The sequence below is a fragment of the Cupriavidus sp. D384 genome (assembly GCF_001652915.1).
Lineage (GTDB): Bacteria > Pseudomonadota > Gammaproteobacteria > Burkholderiales > Burkholderiaceae > Cupriavidus.
This window is the reverse complement of the sequence record NZ_BBQI01000128.1, coordinates 1-13,914: the sequence shown is the minus strand read 5'-3', so window position 1 is coordinate 13,914 and position 13,914 is coordinate 1. Positions and strand designations below refer to the sequence as shown.

Here is a 13,914-nt window from a genome sequence, read left to right as displayed (position 1 = left end):
TGCGGGGGCCGCCGGTCACTGCTGCCGGTTCATGAATTCCTGGATCTTGCGTGTCTCCCAGTCGCGACCCCAGCGCGACAGGCGCGTCCAGACCAGGATGCCATGCACACCCAGTCCCAGCCCCCACGCCAGCGTGGTGGTCAGCGGCCACGGCCAGCCCGTGGTGGCGTAGTGCGACCAAGACGGCGACGGGAAATAGAAGACGCGCAGCCACAGCCAGCTGTTCACCACCACGTAGATCAGCAGGTGGATATACCAGCCACGCAGCGCGCGCACCATGCGGCGGGCTCGCCAGTAGGCCCAGGCCTGGGCGTCGTCGGCGCTGGCGTTGGCGTTGGGGAAGGGGGGATGCATATGCCGCATGGCTCTGTCCTCGTCTTTGCGTGTCGTTGCGATGTGACAGGTATAAGCCACGTCGAAGGCACGTGCCAGGGGCAGGTGCCGAACCGACGGGAACCTGTCGCCAACGACGCCGAGGCGGCGCGAGTGACGGGCGGGGCGGCGGCGGCCTATGTCTCCCGCGTCACCTCCACCAGGCAGCTCATCGCGTTCGGCCCCTGGGTCAGGTCCGATGTGCCGATGTCCAGCGTCAGCGTGTTGGCGGCGCCGGCGCGGTCCACGCCGTCGGCATCGGGGTCGTACCAGGCGCCGGTGGCGATCATCGCCACGCCGGGTGCCACGCCGTCGCTCACCGCCAGCCCTGCGGCAATCGCGCCACGCGCATTGTGCACGCGCACCCGCATGCCCGGATGCAGGCCGCGCGCGGCCGCGTCGGCCGGATGCAGCGTGATCCGCTCCGCGCCGGCCACCTTGCCCGACTGGGCCAGCGGGGCTGCATCAAGCTGGCTGTGGAGCCGGTCGGCGGGCTGCACCGATACGAGGTGCAGCGGGTGGCGCTGGGCTTCGGCCGCGCCCAGCCATTCCACGGGCGGCTGCCAGTTCGGATGGGTGCCGCAGTCGTCGGACAGCGCGCCAAGGGTGGGGCTGGCAAGCTCGATGCGTCCGCTCGGTGTGCGCAGCGGGTGGGCCTGCGGATCGCGCCGGAAATCGTCGAACAGCACGAAATCCTCGGTGGGCGCGGGCAGGGCCACGTGGCCGCTGCGCCAGAACTGGTCGAACGACGGCAGTTCGATGCCCGCGCGTGCCTGGGCGTCGCGGCAGCGCGCGTAGATCGACGCGATCCAGCCACGTTCGTCGCGGCCTTCGGTGAAGGCGTCGCGATAGCCCAGGCGGTCGGACAGGTCGCCGAAGATATCGAGGTCGCTGCGGGCCTGATGCAATGGCGCGATGGCCTGGTGCATCGCCAGCACGTAGCGGTCGCGTGACGAGCCGCCGATATCGTTGCGTTCGAGCGCGGTGGTCACCGGCAGCACGATATCGGCATGGCGCGCGGTGGCCGTCCAGCAGATGTCCTGCACGATCACCGTCTGCGGGCGCGCCCACGCCTGGCGCAGCCGCGCAAGCTGCTGATGGTGATGGAAGGGGTTGCCGCCGGCCCAGTGGACCAGCCTGATGTCGGGGTAGTGCCGCGTTTCGCCCTTGAACCGGTAGGCGGTGCCCGGATTCAGCAGCATGTCCGACAGCCGTGCGCAGGGGATGTCGAGGTTGGCGGGATTGCGGCCAACCGGCATTTCCGGTCCCGGCGTGGCAACGCGCGGGTTGCCCACGCCATTCATCGATCCGTGCCCGAAGCCGAAACCGCCGCCCGGCAGGCCGATCTGCCCCAGCATGGCAGCCAGCGCAATGGCCATCCAGTACGGCTGTTCGCCACGATGCTGGCGCTGCACCGCGAAGCTGCAGGTGATGTAGCTGCGCTTGCCTGCCAGCTGGGCGGCCAGTTGCGCGATGCGCGCCGCCGGAATGCCGGTGATGGCAGCCGCCCAGGCGGGCGTCTTCGGCTCGCCATCGGCGCTGCCCAGCAGGTAGGCTTCCAGTTCGGCCCAGCCGCTGCAGTGCGACTGCAGGAACGCGGTGTCATGCGCGCCGGTGCGGCGTAATTCGTAGGCCAGCGCCAGCATCAGTGCCACATCGGTGTTTGGCCGGATCGGAACCCATTCGGCGCCGAGGAATTCGGGGCAATCGTCGCGCGTGGGGCTGATATTGATGACCGTGGCGCCGCTGGCCGCCAGCTTGCGCAGCCACTGTTCCTGCGTATGCTCGGCCGCGCCGCCCGACGACACCTGGCCATTCTTCAGCGCCAGTCCGCCGAACGCGACAAAGACCCCGGTGTTGGCGATCAGGCTGGGCCAGGCGGTGACACGACCCGTCAGGGGCCGGTCGGTACCGATCACGTGCGGCAGCAGGAACTGCGCGGTGCCCCAGCTGTAGTTGCCAACCTGGTCGACGCAACCGCCGCCGGTGAAATGAAAGCGGCGGATCAGCGAGCGTGCATGATGCAGCCGGCCGGCCGACGACCAGCCGTAGGAGCCGCCGAACACGCCGGACGGGCCGTGTTCGGCGCGCACGCGCTGGATCTCGCCGGCCACCAGGTCGAGCGCCACGTCCCACGAAACCTCGACGAAATCGTCGCGGCCACGCGCATGGCCGTCGCTGGCCTCGCGCTGCGCCAGCCAGCCGCGCCGCACCATCGGCGTGCGGATGCGCGTGGGCGAGTAGACCATCGGCACGATCGAATCGAGCAGCGGCGACGGGTTCGGATCGGCCGCGAACGGTTCGCAACGGATCAGCCTGCCATCGTCGACGACGGCCGTGAAAGCGCCCCAGTGCGCCAGTTGCGGGTAGCGGCGGACGGTCACGGTATCAGTCGCCCTGGATGCCGGCCTTGCGGATCAGGTTGCCCCACTTGGCGCGTTCGCTATCGAGCAGTTTGGCGAACTGCTGCGGCGTGTCGGAGGTGGCATCCATGCCCGATACGGCCAGGCGGTGGCGGATGTCCGGGTCGGCCATGACCTTGACCAGCGCCTTGTTCAGCTGCGTGACGACTTCGGGCGGGGTACCGGCCGGTGCCACGAGGCCGTACCAGTTGGTGACGTCGTAGCCCGGCACGCCGGCCTCGGCCACGGTCGGCACGCCGGGAAACTGCGGCGAGCGCTTGGCGGTGGTCACTGCCAGCACACGCAGGTTGCCCGAGGCAATCAGCGGCTTGGCCGACGGATCGGAGAACGTGATCGGCACCACGCCGCCCATCACGTCGGTGAGCGCCGGGGTGGTGCCCTTGTACGGGACATGCTGCATCTGTACGCCGGCCAGCATCTTGAACTGCTCGGCCGCGATCTGGCCGATCGTGCCGTTGCCGCCCGACGCGTACGAGAACTTGCCGTTCGCGCTGCGCACGGCCGCCAGCAGGCCCTGCACGTCCTTGTAGGGCGTGTCGGCTCCGGTCACCAGCACGTTGGGCATGGTCACCAGCACGCTGACCGGCGCGAAATCCTTCTGCGGGTCGTAGGCGAGCTTGCGCAGGTTCGGCCAGATCGTGAACGATCCCGGGGTGGCGATATAGAGCGTGTAGCCATCGGGCGCGGACTTGGCGACCAGGTCCGTGGCGATCAGGCCGCCCGCGCCGGGCCGGTTGTCGATGATGACGTTGGCCTTGAGCTGGTCCGACAGCGCCGGGGCAATGGCACGCGCCAGCGCGTCGGCACCGCCCCCGGGCGGGAAGCCGACCACCACGCGGATCGGTTTCGACGAATCGGGCCAGGCCGCGTGGGCCAGGGGTGTCAGTAGGGCGAGGCTGAAAACGAGGGCGCGGCGGGCAAACATGGTGAGGCTCCGATGGTCTTGCTTGAGGCTTGGTAAGGCGTTGTGGCGCTCGCCCTCTCCCCCGGCCCCTCTCCCGCAGGCGGGAGCGGGGAGCAAACCGGGAGCAGTCGGGCCGACGTGGGCTTGCTGTTCCGTTCCGCAGGCGGGAGCGGGGAGCGAACGGGAGCATTCGCGCCCCTGGTTTTCTCCCCTCTCCCGTTCACGGGAGAGGGGCGGGGGGAGAGGGCAGGCCGTTGTCATGCCGGATCGACAGGTTCAGATCGATACCGTGTCCCATTCCCACGCTACGAACGCCAGGCGTTCGCCGGTATGGACCACGGGGTCGCTGCGCAGGCCGATCAGCACGCCGTCGCGCGTGAGCGGCCTGACGGGCGTGAGCGAGGCGTCGAGCTTGAGCGTGTCGCCAATCGATGCGCCTTCGCCGACCTTGTCGCCAGCGCGTGCGGCGGGAATGAACAGGCCGCCGTCATCGGCGGTAATCCAGCCGCGCCGGGTCACGCGGCGCAGCGTGGTCGCGGCGGGCGTGGCCGGGGGGCCGTCGAGAATGCCCATCTGCACGGCCAGCGTGTGGAAGCCGGTCTCGGCCACGGCGATATTGTCGGCCTCGAAGCGGCTGCCGCTGCCCAGTTCGAGCATGAACGCGCAGACCCCGGCGGCCAGGCACTGGTAGTCGAGCGCGCCGGCGATATTGCCGGGCAGCTCGCCCTTGCCGCCCACGTCCTGCTGGCAGGCCACGTGCGGGTGAAACGGCGCCATGGCGGCCAGCACATCGGCCTCGGTCACGCTGCTGCCCGGGTGGACCTTGTAGACCGTGTAGGGGCGTGCATCGAACAGCGGATTCATCGTATGCAGGTTGATGAGCACGTCGGCCACGCCGCGCACCTCGCTCATCAATGCATGGGCCAGCCGTTCGGATACCAGGCCGCCGGCATTGCCCGGATAGGTCTGGTCCAGGTCCAGTTCGTCATACGGATTGCGCTTGCGCCGTGCGTCGAGCGCCTGAGGATTACCCGTGGGCGTCACCACCACGTTGCCGCGCATGGTGGCGGGGTCCAGGCTGCGCGCGAAGCGCAGGGCCGCCACCATGCCGTTGATCTCGTCGCCATGCACCTGGCCGTGCAGCCAGAGCGTGCGGCCCGGCTGCGCACCGCGCACCGCCACGTAGGGCAGCGTGACGGACATGCCCGAGGCCATCGAGCCAACGGGCAACTGGCCGCTGGTGCGCGCGGGGCCGGATTGCTGGCGCAGCCAGTCACCGATGATGGGCATGGAAAGTGTCCTTTTCTGTCGAGTCGAGATGGGCAATGGCGGCGAACGCCTGGTCCAGGTCCGCCAGCAGGTCGGGCACGGCTTCCAGGCCGATATGCAGGCGGATCACGGTGCCGTGCCGCGACCAGTCCGTGATGCTGCGCGCCCGCCGCATGTCGGCCAGTACGGCCAGGCTTTCGAAGCCGCCCCACGAGGCGCCGATGCCGAACAGCTGCAGGCTGTCGACAAAGCTTTCAGGCGCGACCGGCGCCTGCGAGCGCAGCGTGAACGACAGCAGGCCGTTGGTGCCATGGCAGTCGCGCTGCCACAGCGCGTGATTGGGGTCGTGCGGCAGGGCGGGGCAGAAGACGTCGGCCACCTCGGGGCGGTCGAGCAGCCACTGCGCCACGGCCAGCGCGCTGGCCTGGTGCTGCGCCAGGCGCGCACCGAGCGAGCGGATGCCGCGCTGCACCAGATAGGCATCGTCGGGGCTGACGGTCATGCCGAAGGCATCGGCCATGGTTGCCAGCGGCTGCCACGCAGCCTCGGTGGTGCAGACCGTGCCCATCATGACGTCGGAATGGCCGCCCAGGTACTTGGTGGCGGCCATCAGCGAGATATCGGCGCCAAGCGTCAGCGGGCGGTACAGCATGCCCGAGCCCCATGTGTTGTCCGCCGCCACGAGCGCGCCGTGCGCATGGGCGCGCGCGGCCAGTGCGGGCAGGTCGCACATTTCATAGGCCAGCGAGCCGGGCGCTTCCACATAGACCAGGCGCGTCTCGGGGCGCAGCTTCGCGTCCAGGTCCGAACCATCGGCAGCATAGAAGTCGGCCGCGATGCCGTGCTGGCGCAGGAACCCATTGGCGAGGTTGCGTACCGGCTCGTAGACGCAATCGGGCAGCAGCACGTGCTGGCCGGGGCGCACGTAGGCCAGGATCGTCATGGCGGCGGCGGCCAGCCCCGATGGAAACAGCCGCGTGCGATAGCCGCCTTCGAGCGTGGTCACCATGTCTTCGAGCGCGAAGTTGGTGGGGTTGCCGCGCGCGCCGTAGGTGAACAGCCGCTCGGTGTCGCGCCGGGCGCGCATCTCGCGCTGCTGCGCGACGGAGTCGAACAGCACGGTGCTGGCACGCACCACGGGCGGGTTGACCGGCTGTCCGCCGGGCACGGACGCGGTGCGTCCGGCATGGGCAAGGCGTGTGGAGAGCGTTTTCGTCATTGGCTGGCCTGTGGGTTGGCGCATGTTGTATGAGGGTGTCGCAAGGCGCGTGCCTGCATCAGTCCACGTGCGCGCCGGACAGCTTGACGATCTGCGACCAGCGGGCAATGTCCTGCTGCATCTGGGCGGCAAAAGCCTCGGAGCTGTTGGCGACCACGTCGCTGCCGCCTTCGTTGATGGTTTTCACCACGTCAGGCATCTGCAGCACCTGCACGATGGCGCGGTTCAGCAGCGCAACGCGTTCCGGCGACGTGCCGGCCGGTACGAAGAAACCGTACCAGTCCTCGAAGCGTGCATTGCGATAGCCCAGTTCTTCAAGCGTTGGCACCTTGGTGAATACCCCGAGACGGCGCGGGCTGGTGACGGCCAGCGCACGCATGCGGCCGGTCTGGATGAAACCGGACACCGACGACGTCGACGTGATCAGCACGTCGACCTGCCCGCCGAGCAGGTCGTTGATGGCCGGACCCGCGCCCTTGTAGGGCACATGCTGGAGCGACACATGGCTGTCCTTGTCGAGCACCACGCCCACCAGGTGCGACAGCGTGCCGTTGCCGGGCGTGGCAAACGTGATCCTGTTCGGCTGCGCCTTGGCCTGCGTGGCGAGTTCCTCGAACGTCTTCCACGGGGCGTTGGCAGATACCACGATAGCCAGCGGCGCGGCGTTGATCTGCGTGACCGGGATGAATTGCCTGACCGGATCGAAGCCCGGCGCGCGGTACAAGGTGGGGTTGACCGCCATGATCGATACCTGCGAGGTCAGCACCGTATAGCCGTCGGGCTTGGCTTCGGCCACGTAGCGCGTGCCGATGTTGCCGCCCGCGCCGCCGCGGTTGTCGGTTACGGCGCTCTGGCCCAGCACCTGTGACAGGCGCGTGGCCACCACGCGGGTCACGGCATCGTTGCCGCCGCCGGCGGGGAACGGCGACACGATCCGCAGCGGCTGCGACGGAAATCCGTTGACTGGCGCCACGGGCTGCTGCGCCGGGGCGGCGGCGGACAGCGTGATAGTGGAAGCGGCAACCAGGTACTGCGCAAGACGTGACGACAGGCGAGATGACATCGGACGGGACATGGGGGCGACCTCGTTCTTCTTTGGCAGGTGGATAGTGGGGTGGCTCGGGGTGATCAGCCGGCGTGCGGGAAGCGGAACGTGGCCAGTTCCTGCGCGTCGAGCTGGGCGATCAGGCCGGTTTCCCAGGCCAGGTACTGGCGCGCGGCGGCCTTGTTGCCGTCGTGGCGGTCATGCACGAAAAACAGGTAGTCGATGCAGTGCGCGTCGGGCAGCGTGTCGGCGCCCTGGCGCACGGCATGACCGGCATCGCGCCAGGCCGGGAATCCGCCCTGCAACCGGCGCAGGTCGCGGTAGCCCAGCGCGCGCAGATCCGCCGCGGCCAGTCCGGCGGGGTCGTCGCCATCGGCATCGCCGATCAGCACGAGCGTCGTGTCGTGCGGCACGCCGCGCAGGTCCTGCGCCAGGCGTGCCCGGGTGGACCAGCGCGCGCCGGCGACGTGCCCGGCGCGGTAAGCCATGCTGCCGCGCAGGTCCAGCGCCAGCATCGACTTCGCTTCCAGCCCCGCCACCAGTTGCGCGGCGGATACGGCCGGCAGCGCGGTCCCTTCATGCGCCGGCCCCCGGGCCGCGCGCACGCCGGCAGCCAGGCCAGCCTGCAGGCCGCCGTCCAGCACCACGGCGTCGTGGCCCATCTGGCGCAGCCAGCTGGCTACCACGGTGGCGCGCACGCCTTCGGCATCGAACAGCACCAGTCGCGCGCGGCGGATGCCGACATACTGGTCGGTGGCCTGCATCAGCTGGCCGCCGGGCGTGTGCTGCGCGCCGGGCAGCGTCTGGACGGCGAATTCCTCGGCGGTGCGCACGTCGCACAGGAACGTGGTGCGTGCCGTGTCGGCCAGCCAGGCGCTGGCCTGCGCGGCGTCGATGTGCGGCACGTTGAAGCGCTGCGTCAGCGCCTGGGCGGCGTTGCGGGCGGTGTCGATTTGCTGCGGCAGGCCGTTGTCCGGATAGCGCGCGGTGCCGCCGTGTTCGAGCGTGAAATCGTTCAGGTACCAGCCCTGCGTGCCGTTTTCGAGCGCGTAGACCGGGTTGGTGACGCCGAAGTTGATCAGCGACTGGGCCCCGATGATGCTGCGCGTGCGGCCCGCGCAATTGATGACGATGGGGGTGGTGCTGTCGGGCACCAGGTCGCGCAGCCGATAGGCGAGTTCGCCGTTGGGGCAGCAGATCGCGCCCGGGATATTCATCTTGCGGAATTCGCTGGCGGGGCGTCCGTCGAGTACCACGGGCGCCTGCGGGCCGGCCTGCATTGCGGCCAGTTCCTGCGCGGTGACGCGCGGCGTGCGGTAGTGGTGCTCGGCCAGTTCGCCAAAGGTCTTCGACGGGACGTTCACGCCTGCAAACAGCGTGTAGCCGGCGGCGCGCCAGGCCGGCATGCCGCCGTCGAGCACGAACACGCGGGTATAGCCAAGCGATGCCAGCGCCGTGGCCGCGGCCTGCGCCACGCCGTCGCCGTCATCGGCCAGCACGATGCGCGCATCGGTGCGCGGGGCCAGGCGGCCGATATCGAGTTCCAGCCGGCTGTAGGGCATCGGCACGGCATAGAACGGATGGCCCTCGCCATACTGGCCGTGCTCGCGTACATCGAACAGCGCGATTTCGTCGGCATCGTGCAGCCAGCCCTTCAGGGTGACGGCGTCGACGGCGGTGTAGGTGGGCTGGGTCATGAAATTTGGGCAATAAGGGGGCCGTCCTCGCTGCAGCAGCGAGGAATCGGTCTGGATCTCGGGAGTCGGCGGGGCGCGCAGCGGCCCCGGTCAGGCTGTGGTCTAGCGGCGGGTCTGTACGCCCACGTTCATGATCTGGCAGCGTCCGGTCTCGAGGTCGAACGTCAGCCGTTCCGTCAGTGTTTCCAGCGCGCGGCCGTACATGTGCAGGTGGCGGATGACGGCGTCGCCACGGATTTCCACGGCATGGATGTCGTCAGGCAGCAGGGCGATGCCGTTGCGCGGGCCCACTTCCACCGTGTGCGAATGTTCGAGCGTGCCCACGTCGGGCTGGCTGCCGTCGTCGGTGCGCACGTAGACGTCGTTGAATTCCACGCCGCTGACGCCGGCCACGCAGGCCCAGGTGGTGTGGTTATGCGGCGGAATGCGCTTGCCGGGGCGCATCACGTTCAGGTACAGCGCGTAGGTCTGGTTCGGATCTTCGGCGATCAGGTAGCGCGCCTGGCGCTCGTTGGCCTCGGGCGGCGGATAGTCGGCTTCATTCCACAGTTCGGACCGGGCCGCCAGTTCTTCCACGAGGGGGAGCACTTCGGCCAGGCTGGCGCGGGTAACGCCGCCCTTGTCTACAATGTTTCTAATGGATTCGATGGTGTCGCCAACGGCGGACTGGCGCTGTGCTGCGAGGGACATGGTGCGATCAATCCTTGCAATCTCTGTTTTTCGGGGGTAGAACGGTGCTTCGTGTTTCACTGTAATGAACACCTGTCCTGAAAACCACTTAATGCGCGACGAAAATCCATTAGCGCTGCTAATGAATGCGAAACCTTGACCTCGACCTGCTGCGCACGCTGGTTGCCATTGCCGATCACGATACCTTCGGGGCGGCGGCCGAGGCCGTGCAGCGCACGCAGTCGGCGGTCACCCAGCAGATGCAGCGGCTGGAAGAGCAACTGGACCTGCCGCTGTTCGAGCGCCAGGGGCGCAGCAAGCAGTTCACGCGGCATGGCAAGAAGCTGCTCGAATACGCCCGGCAACTGCTCAGCACCAACGACGAGGCGCTGCGGGTGCTGCGCGAAGGCGACCTGACCGGCTCGCTGCGCATTGGTGCACCGCATGACGTGGCCGATACCATCCTGCCGGTGCTGCTGTCGCATATCGCGCGGTCGTCGCCCGCCTTGCGGCTCGAAATCCATGTCGGCCGCAGTCCGTTCCTGATGGAGTCGTTGCGGCGCGGCGAGATCGACCTGACGGTTTCCACGCGCGAGGACAGCGCGCTCGAAGGCATCGTGCTGCGCACCACGCCAACCATCTGGGTCTGCGCGGCCGACTTCGTCTACGAACGGGGGACGCCGGTGCCGCTGATCCTGGCCGACGAGCCGAGCCTGTTCCGCAAGCTGTCGCTGGAGGCGCTCACGCAGGCCGGCGTGCCATGGCGCATCGCCTATCTGGCCCCGAGCCTGATCGGTATCAAGGCAGCGTTGCGCGGCGGGCTGGGGATCACGGCCCGCAGCATCGATTTGCTGCAGGCCGACATGCGCATCCTGGGCGAAAGCGATGGCCTGCCACGGCTGCCCGATGTCACGTACTACCTGTGGGCGCGTCCCAATGCGGTCAATCCTGTGGCACGACATGTCTTCTCGATGCTCAAAACGGCGTTGCAGCGCGGGCTGGCCAGCGCCTGACGCCGGCTGCTGCGGCGAACTTCCCAATCTTCACAACCGGGCAAAGACGAAATCGTAGGGCGCGCGCGACACGGCGCAAACGAAGAAGATCGCGTATGGATATGCGGGCGCATATCGCGCCGCACGCCGAAAGGAAAATGAAAGCCCGGGGAAAGCTGCCGGAAAGAAATGCGATCCATGGACATCCTGGCTTGCGTTCCGTTCGGCGGAACAGGTGGAATTCACTGTTGCGTGAAATGCGTATTGCGGCGCGTCAAATATCCCCTATCTTTGCACCACTGTCGTTCAGATTTTGACCAGGAGGTGCTGAGATGAACAACACGACCCTCGACGCAGGACTTCAGTCCTTCCGCACGCAGGCCAGCGACGACGCCGTCACGGCCATCCACCATCAGGACATCGTTGCCGCCTTTACCGCCCAACCGGCTGCTTCGCCGGTTGCCGTGCTGCATATGCTCTATCCGCGTACCGATGCGCGCACGCATCGCAGTCTCGATCACCTGGTCGGCGCATTGCGCAACCACGGGCTGCACGAGGTAGCCACGCTGGTAGAACGCGAGGCGCATTACCTGGTCTTCAGGGATCCCGTGCAGGCATGGCGCGCCCTGCATGAAATCCGTCACGATTCGCTGGCAATCGGCGTCCACCTCTACTACCGCGGCGTGACCGGCGACGCGGCGGAGCGGGCGCTCGACAGCGACGCGCATCGCCTGCATTAAGGCGAACTGGCAGGAGATCCCTGCAATGACAAAGCCCGCATCCGGTGATGCGGGCTTTTTTTTCCTTGGCCGATGTTCAGACGAATCAGGCGTGTGACGCCCCCGCAGCCGGCTGGCGGCAGGTCACCGGCATGCCCACGGCTTGGGATACAGTAAGGGCCCGTTCAATCGTCCACCCAAGGTTTCATTCATGTCCGATTTCGTAGTCGACCGCGTGCTGCTGACCAATGACGATGGCATCGAGGCGCCAGGGCTTGCCGTGCTGGAGCAGGTGGCCGCCACGCTGGCCCGGGAGGTCTGGATCGTGGCCCCCAATCACGACCAGAGCGGCACGTCGCACTCGATCAGCCTGCATGCGCCGCTGCGCGTGGCCGAGCATGGGCCGCGCCGGTTTGGCATCAGCGGCACCCCGGGTGACTGCGTGGTGATGGCCGCGCGCCATCTCATGCGCGACGCGCCGCCCGACCTGGTGCTGTCCGGCATCAACCGGGGTGGCAACCTGGGGCTGGAAACGGTGTTCTCCGGCACGGTCGGGGCCGCCATGACCGGCATGTTGCTCGGCATCCGTTCCATCGCGCTCAGCCAGGTCTTCACCGATCGCAACGCGGTGAAGTGGCAGACCTCGCGGACGCTGGCGCCCGATGTGATCCGTCGCCTGCTGGCGGCGGGCTGGACCGACGGGGCCTGCCTGAACGTGAATTTTCCCGATGTCGAGCCGGAGCAGGCCGGCCCGCTGGTGGTGTCGCGCCAGGGCATGGGGCTGGTCAAGGCCATCGATGTGCGCGCGCACGTGGACCCGCGCGGCATTCCCTACCACTGGCTGCAGTTCTCGCGCGGCCCCCGGCCCGATGTGGATGACGCAGAAGCCATGGTGGTGGGGCGTGGCGCGGTGTCGGTCACGCCGCTGCGCTTCGAGCGTACCGACGACGAGGCTGCCACGCAGCTGGCGGCTGCGTTGAAGGGCTAGGCATCACCGGCGCATCAGCAGCGCCACGGGCAGCGTGGCAAACACGTCCTTGGCGCGCAGCCATCCCGCGTGCGATGTCACGGCATGGCCGGTCAGCATGTCGACCCAGCCGCCATTGCCATTGCCATGGCTGTCACCGTCGCCGGTATGCAGGCCGGTATCGTGCCAGCAATGCGGCGGAATGCGCGGTTCGGACGGATCCACTTGGCGTGCCGCAAGCCGGGTTACGGCCACCAAGGCTTCGGCCTGGCCGCACTGGCGCGAGAACGCCAGCACGGACCCGGCCAGATCGCCGCTGGCGGACACCGGCCGGTAGGTGCCCTGCGCAAACAGCGCGGGGTGCTCGCGGCGCACCGCCAGCACACTGCGGATCAGCTGCTGCTTGATGCGGCCATCGCGCCAGTGCGCGAGCCAGTGCGGCCAGCCTGCGCGGCATTCCAGTTGTGCCTGCAGCCGCGCGTAGTCAGGCGCGCGCCGGTTGTCGGGATCGACCAGGCTGAAATCCCAGGTTTCATTGCCCTGGTAGCGATCCGGCACGCCGGGCGCGGTCAGCTGCAGCAGCGTCTGCGCCAGGCTGTTCAACGCCGCGGCCGTGCCGATGCGCGCGGCAAAGGCGCCGATGCTTTCCAGCACACTGTCGGCGCCACCGATGCCCATGGCGGGCAGGAACGCCTCGCAGGCATTTTCATATTCGGTATCGGGATGGGTCCAGCTGCCGTAGCGCTTGGCCTCGCGAATGGCCTTGCGTTGCCAGGCCAGGATCCGTTCGACAAATGCCCGCTGGCCGTCCTCGGACGCCAGCGCGCGCGGATCGGCCGGCCACGCGCCCACCAGCGTCTGGTACAGCATCAGCCGGTCGATGCCGTCGGGGCCCCTGGGCGACGCCACCAGCAGTGGCGCCAGTTGCCGTTCCCAGCCGGCCACCGCCTCGGCCCATGCCTCGGGCAGCTCGCTCAGCACCGCCAGCCGCATGCGCGCGTCCTCGCCGCGCTTGTGGTCGTGGGTGGACACCGCCAGCATCGCATGAGGCCACGCTTCGGCGCGCGCCTGCATCCGTTCGTGAAAGCGTTCGGCTGCCATGGCAAGCGTGCCGGGGTCGCTGCCCACCTCGTTGCGGGACAGCAGCCGTCCATAGCGATAGAACGCCGTGTCCTCGGTGGATTTGGCGGCCAGCGCCGGCATCAGCTGCTGGAGCTTCGCGCGAAGTTGCCCCGCCGGGCTGTCGGGCCGGGCGTCGGCGCGCAAGGCCGACACGATGAAATCGAGCGCGGCCGATTCGTCGGGTGCCAGGTGGCGGCGCGCGGCATCGGCGGCGGCCGACACCATGTCGTTGTCAAAGGTGGCGTCCCGCCCATCGTCATCCGCCACGTAGTAGCTGCGGTACACGGGGATGGCCGTCATGAACGCCGTGAGCGCGTGGTGCAGCGCGTGCGGTGACAGGTCTCGCGTGGCGACGTCGCTGCGTGCCCGCGCCAGCAGCCGCGCGCAAAGCGATTCGACTTCGGTGACCAGATGGCGGGCCAGCACGCGACGCCGTCCGGCATGCACCTGTTCGGCAAACGTGCGGTCGTCGCCGCTGATCTGCAGCCAGAGCATGTTCAGCCGGCCCGCGCCGTG

The 13,914-nt window shown here is 68.4% G+C and carries 11 protein-coding genes and 1 pseudogene; 3 read left to right on the top strand and 9 right to left on the bottom strand.

Going from position 1 to position 13,914, the window contains the following annotated elements; all coding sequences use genetic code 11:
• Positions 1-15: 15 nt before the first annotated feature.
• From A9J21_RS27910 to A9J21_RS27875, 8 genes are all read right to left on the bottom strand, one after another.
• Complete coding sequence (locus A9J21_RS27910) at positions 16-354, bottom strand: 2TM domain-containing protein (RefSeq protein ID WP_231907068.1); 339 nt, start codon at positions 352-354, stop codon at positions 16-18.
• Between the two features lie 155 nt (positions 355-509).
• Positions 510-2,756, bottom strand: a complete 2,247-nt coding sequence (locus A9J21_RS27905; protein WP_066741488.1) for a molybdopterin-dependent oxidoreductase — start codon at positions 2,754-2,756, stop codon at positions 510-512.
• A gap of 4 nt (positions 2,757-2,760) precedes the next feature.
• A complete protein-coding gene (locus A9J21_RS27900) occupies positions 2,761-3,720 on the bottom strand; it encodes a tripartite tricarboxylate transporter substrate binding protein (RefSeq protein ID WP_066741482.1) in 960 nt (319 codons plus the stop codon).
• 255 nt (positions 3,721-3,975) lie between these two features.
• The gene (locus A9J21_RS27895; protein ID WP_066741477.1) at positions 3,976-4,989 is read right to left on the bottom strand and encodes a M14 family metallopeptidase; all 1,014 of its coding nucleotides are present in this window, start codon (positions 4,987-4,989) and stop codon (positions 3,976-3,978) included.
• Positions 4,973-6,187: a cystathionine beta-lyase gene (metC, locus tag A9J21_RS27890; protein ID WP_066741475.1), complete on the bottom strand. Its 1,215-nt coding sequence runs from the start codon at positions 6,185-6,187 to the stop codon at positions 4,973-4,975. The genes A9J21_RS27895 and metC overlap by 17 nt, the downstream gene beginning before the upstream one ends.
• 58 nt (positions 6,188-6,245) lie before the next feature.
• Positions 6,246-7,262, bottom strand: a complete 1,017-nt coding sequence (locus tag A9J21_RS27885) for a Bug family tripartite tricarboxylate transporter substrate binding protein (protein ID WP_404851421.1) — start codon at positions 7,260-7,262, stop codon at positions 6,246-6,248.
• 53 nt (positions 7,263-7,315) lie between these two features.
• Positions 7,316-8,929: a rhodanese-like domain-containing protein gene (locus tag A9J21_RS27880; RefSeq protein ID WP_066741469.1), complete on the bottom strand. Its 1,614-nt coding sequence runs from the start codon at positions 8,927-8,929 to the stop codon at positions 7,316-7,318.
• Positions 8,930-9,031: 102 nt separating this feature from the next.
• The gene (locus tag A9J21_RS27875; RefSeq protein ID WP_066741465.1) at positions 9,032-9,619 is read right to left on the bottom strand and encodes a hypothetical protein; all 588 of its coding nucleotides are present in this window, start codon (positions 9,617-9,619) and stop codon (positions 9,032-9,034) included.
• A 125-nt stretch (positions 9,620-9,744) separates the two neighbouring features.
• Here A9J21_RS27875 and A9J21_RS27870 point away from each other — a divergent pair, with 125 nt between their 5' ends.
• The 3 genes from A9J21_RS27870 (at position 9,745) to surE (ending at position 12,297) form a co-directional block, all read left to right on the top strand.
• The gene (locus tag A9J21_RS27870; protein ID WP_066741463.1) at positions 9,745-10,611 is read left to right on the top strand and encodes a LysR substrate-binding domain-containing protein; all 867 of its coding nucleotides are present in this window, start codon (positions 9,745-9,747) and stop codon (positions 10,609-10,611) included.
• A gap of 311 nt (positions 10,612-10,922) precedes the next feature.
• Positions 10,923-11,330 (top strand): hypothetical protein, encoded by a 408-nt coding sequence (locus A9J21_RS27865; RefSeq protein ID WP_066741455.1) that lies wholly within the window; start codon positions 10,923-10,925, stop codon positions 11,328-11,330.
• A gap of 190 nt (positions 11,331-11,520) precedes the next feature.
• Positions 11,521-12,297 (top strand): 5'/3'-nucleotidase SurE, encoded by a 777-nt coding sequence (gene surE / locus A9J21_RS27860; protein ID WP_066741452.1) that lies wholly within the window; start codon positions 11,521-11,523, stop codon positions 12,295-12,297.
• Between the two features lie 3 nt (positions 12,298-12,300).
• Here the strand turns inward: surE and A9J21_RS32125 are convergent.
• Positions 12,301-13,914: pseudogene (locus tag A9J21_RS32125) on the bottom strand (malto-oligosyltrehalose synthase); the annotation flags it as partial.

Excerpts from the sequence above, each read along its gene's own strand:
- A9J21_RS27910 (WP_231907068.1), bottom strand. The coding sequence starts at position 354 with ATGCATCCCCCCTTCCCCAACGCCAACGCCAGCGCCGACGACGCCCAG.
- A9J21_RS27900 (WP_066741482.1), bottom strand. The coding sequence starts at position 3,720 with ATGTTTGCCCGCCGCGCCCTCGTTTTCAGCCTCGCCCTACTGACACCC.
- A9J21_RS27895 (WP_066741477.1), bottom strand. The coding sequence starts at position 4,989 with ATGCCCATCATCGGTGACTGGCTGCGCCAGCAATCCGGCCCCGCGCGC.
- metC (WP_066741475.1), bottom strand. The coding sequence starts at position 6,187 with ATGACGAAAACGCTCTCCACACGCCTTGCCCATGCCGGACGCACCGCG.
- A9J21_RS27885 (WP_404851421.1), bottom strand. The coding sequence starts at position 7,262 with ATGTCCCGTCCGATGTCATCTCGCCTGTCGTCACGTCTTGCGCAGTAC.
- A9J21_RS27880 (WP_066741469.1), bottom strand. The coding sequence starts at position 8,929 with ATGACCCAGCCCACCTACACCGCCGTCGACGCCGTCACCCTGAAGGGC.
- A9J21_RS27875 (WP_066741465.1), bottom strand. The coding sequence starts at position 9,619 with ATGTCCCTCGCAGCACAGCGCCAGTCCGCCGTTGGCGACACCATCGAA.
- A9J21_RS27870 (WP_066741463.1), top strand. The coding sequence starts at position 9,745 with ATGCGAAACCTTGACCTCGACCTGCTGCGCACGCTGGTTGCCATTGCC.
- A9J21_RS27865 (WP_066741455.1), top strand. The coding sequence starts at position 10,923 with ATGAACAACACGACCCTCGACGCAGGACTTCAGTCCTTCCGCACGCAG.
- surE (WP_066741452.1), top strand. The coding sequence starts at position 11,521 with ATGTCCGATTTCGTAGTCGACCGCGTGCTGCTGACCAATGACGATGGC.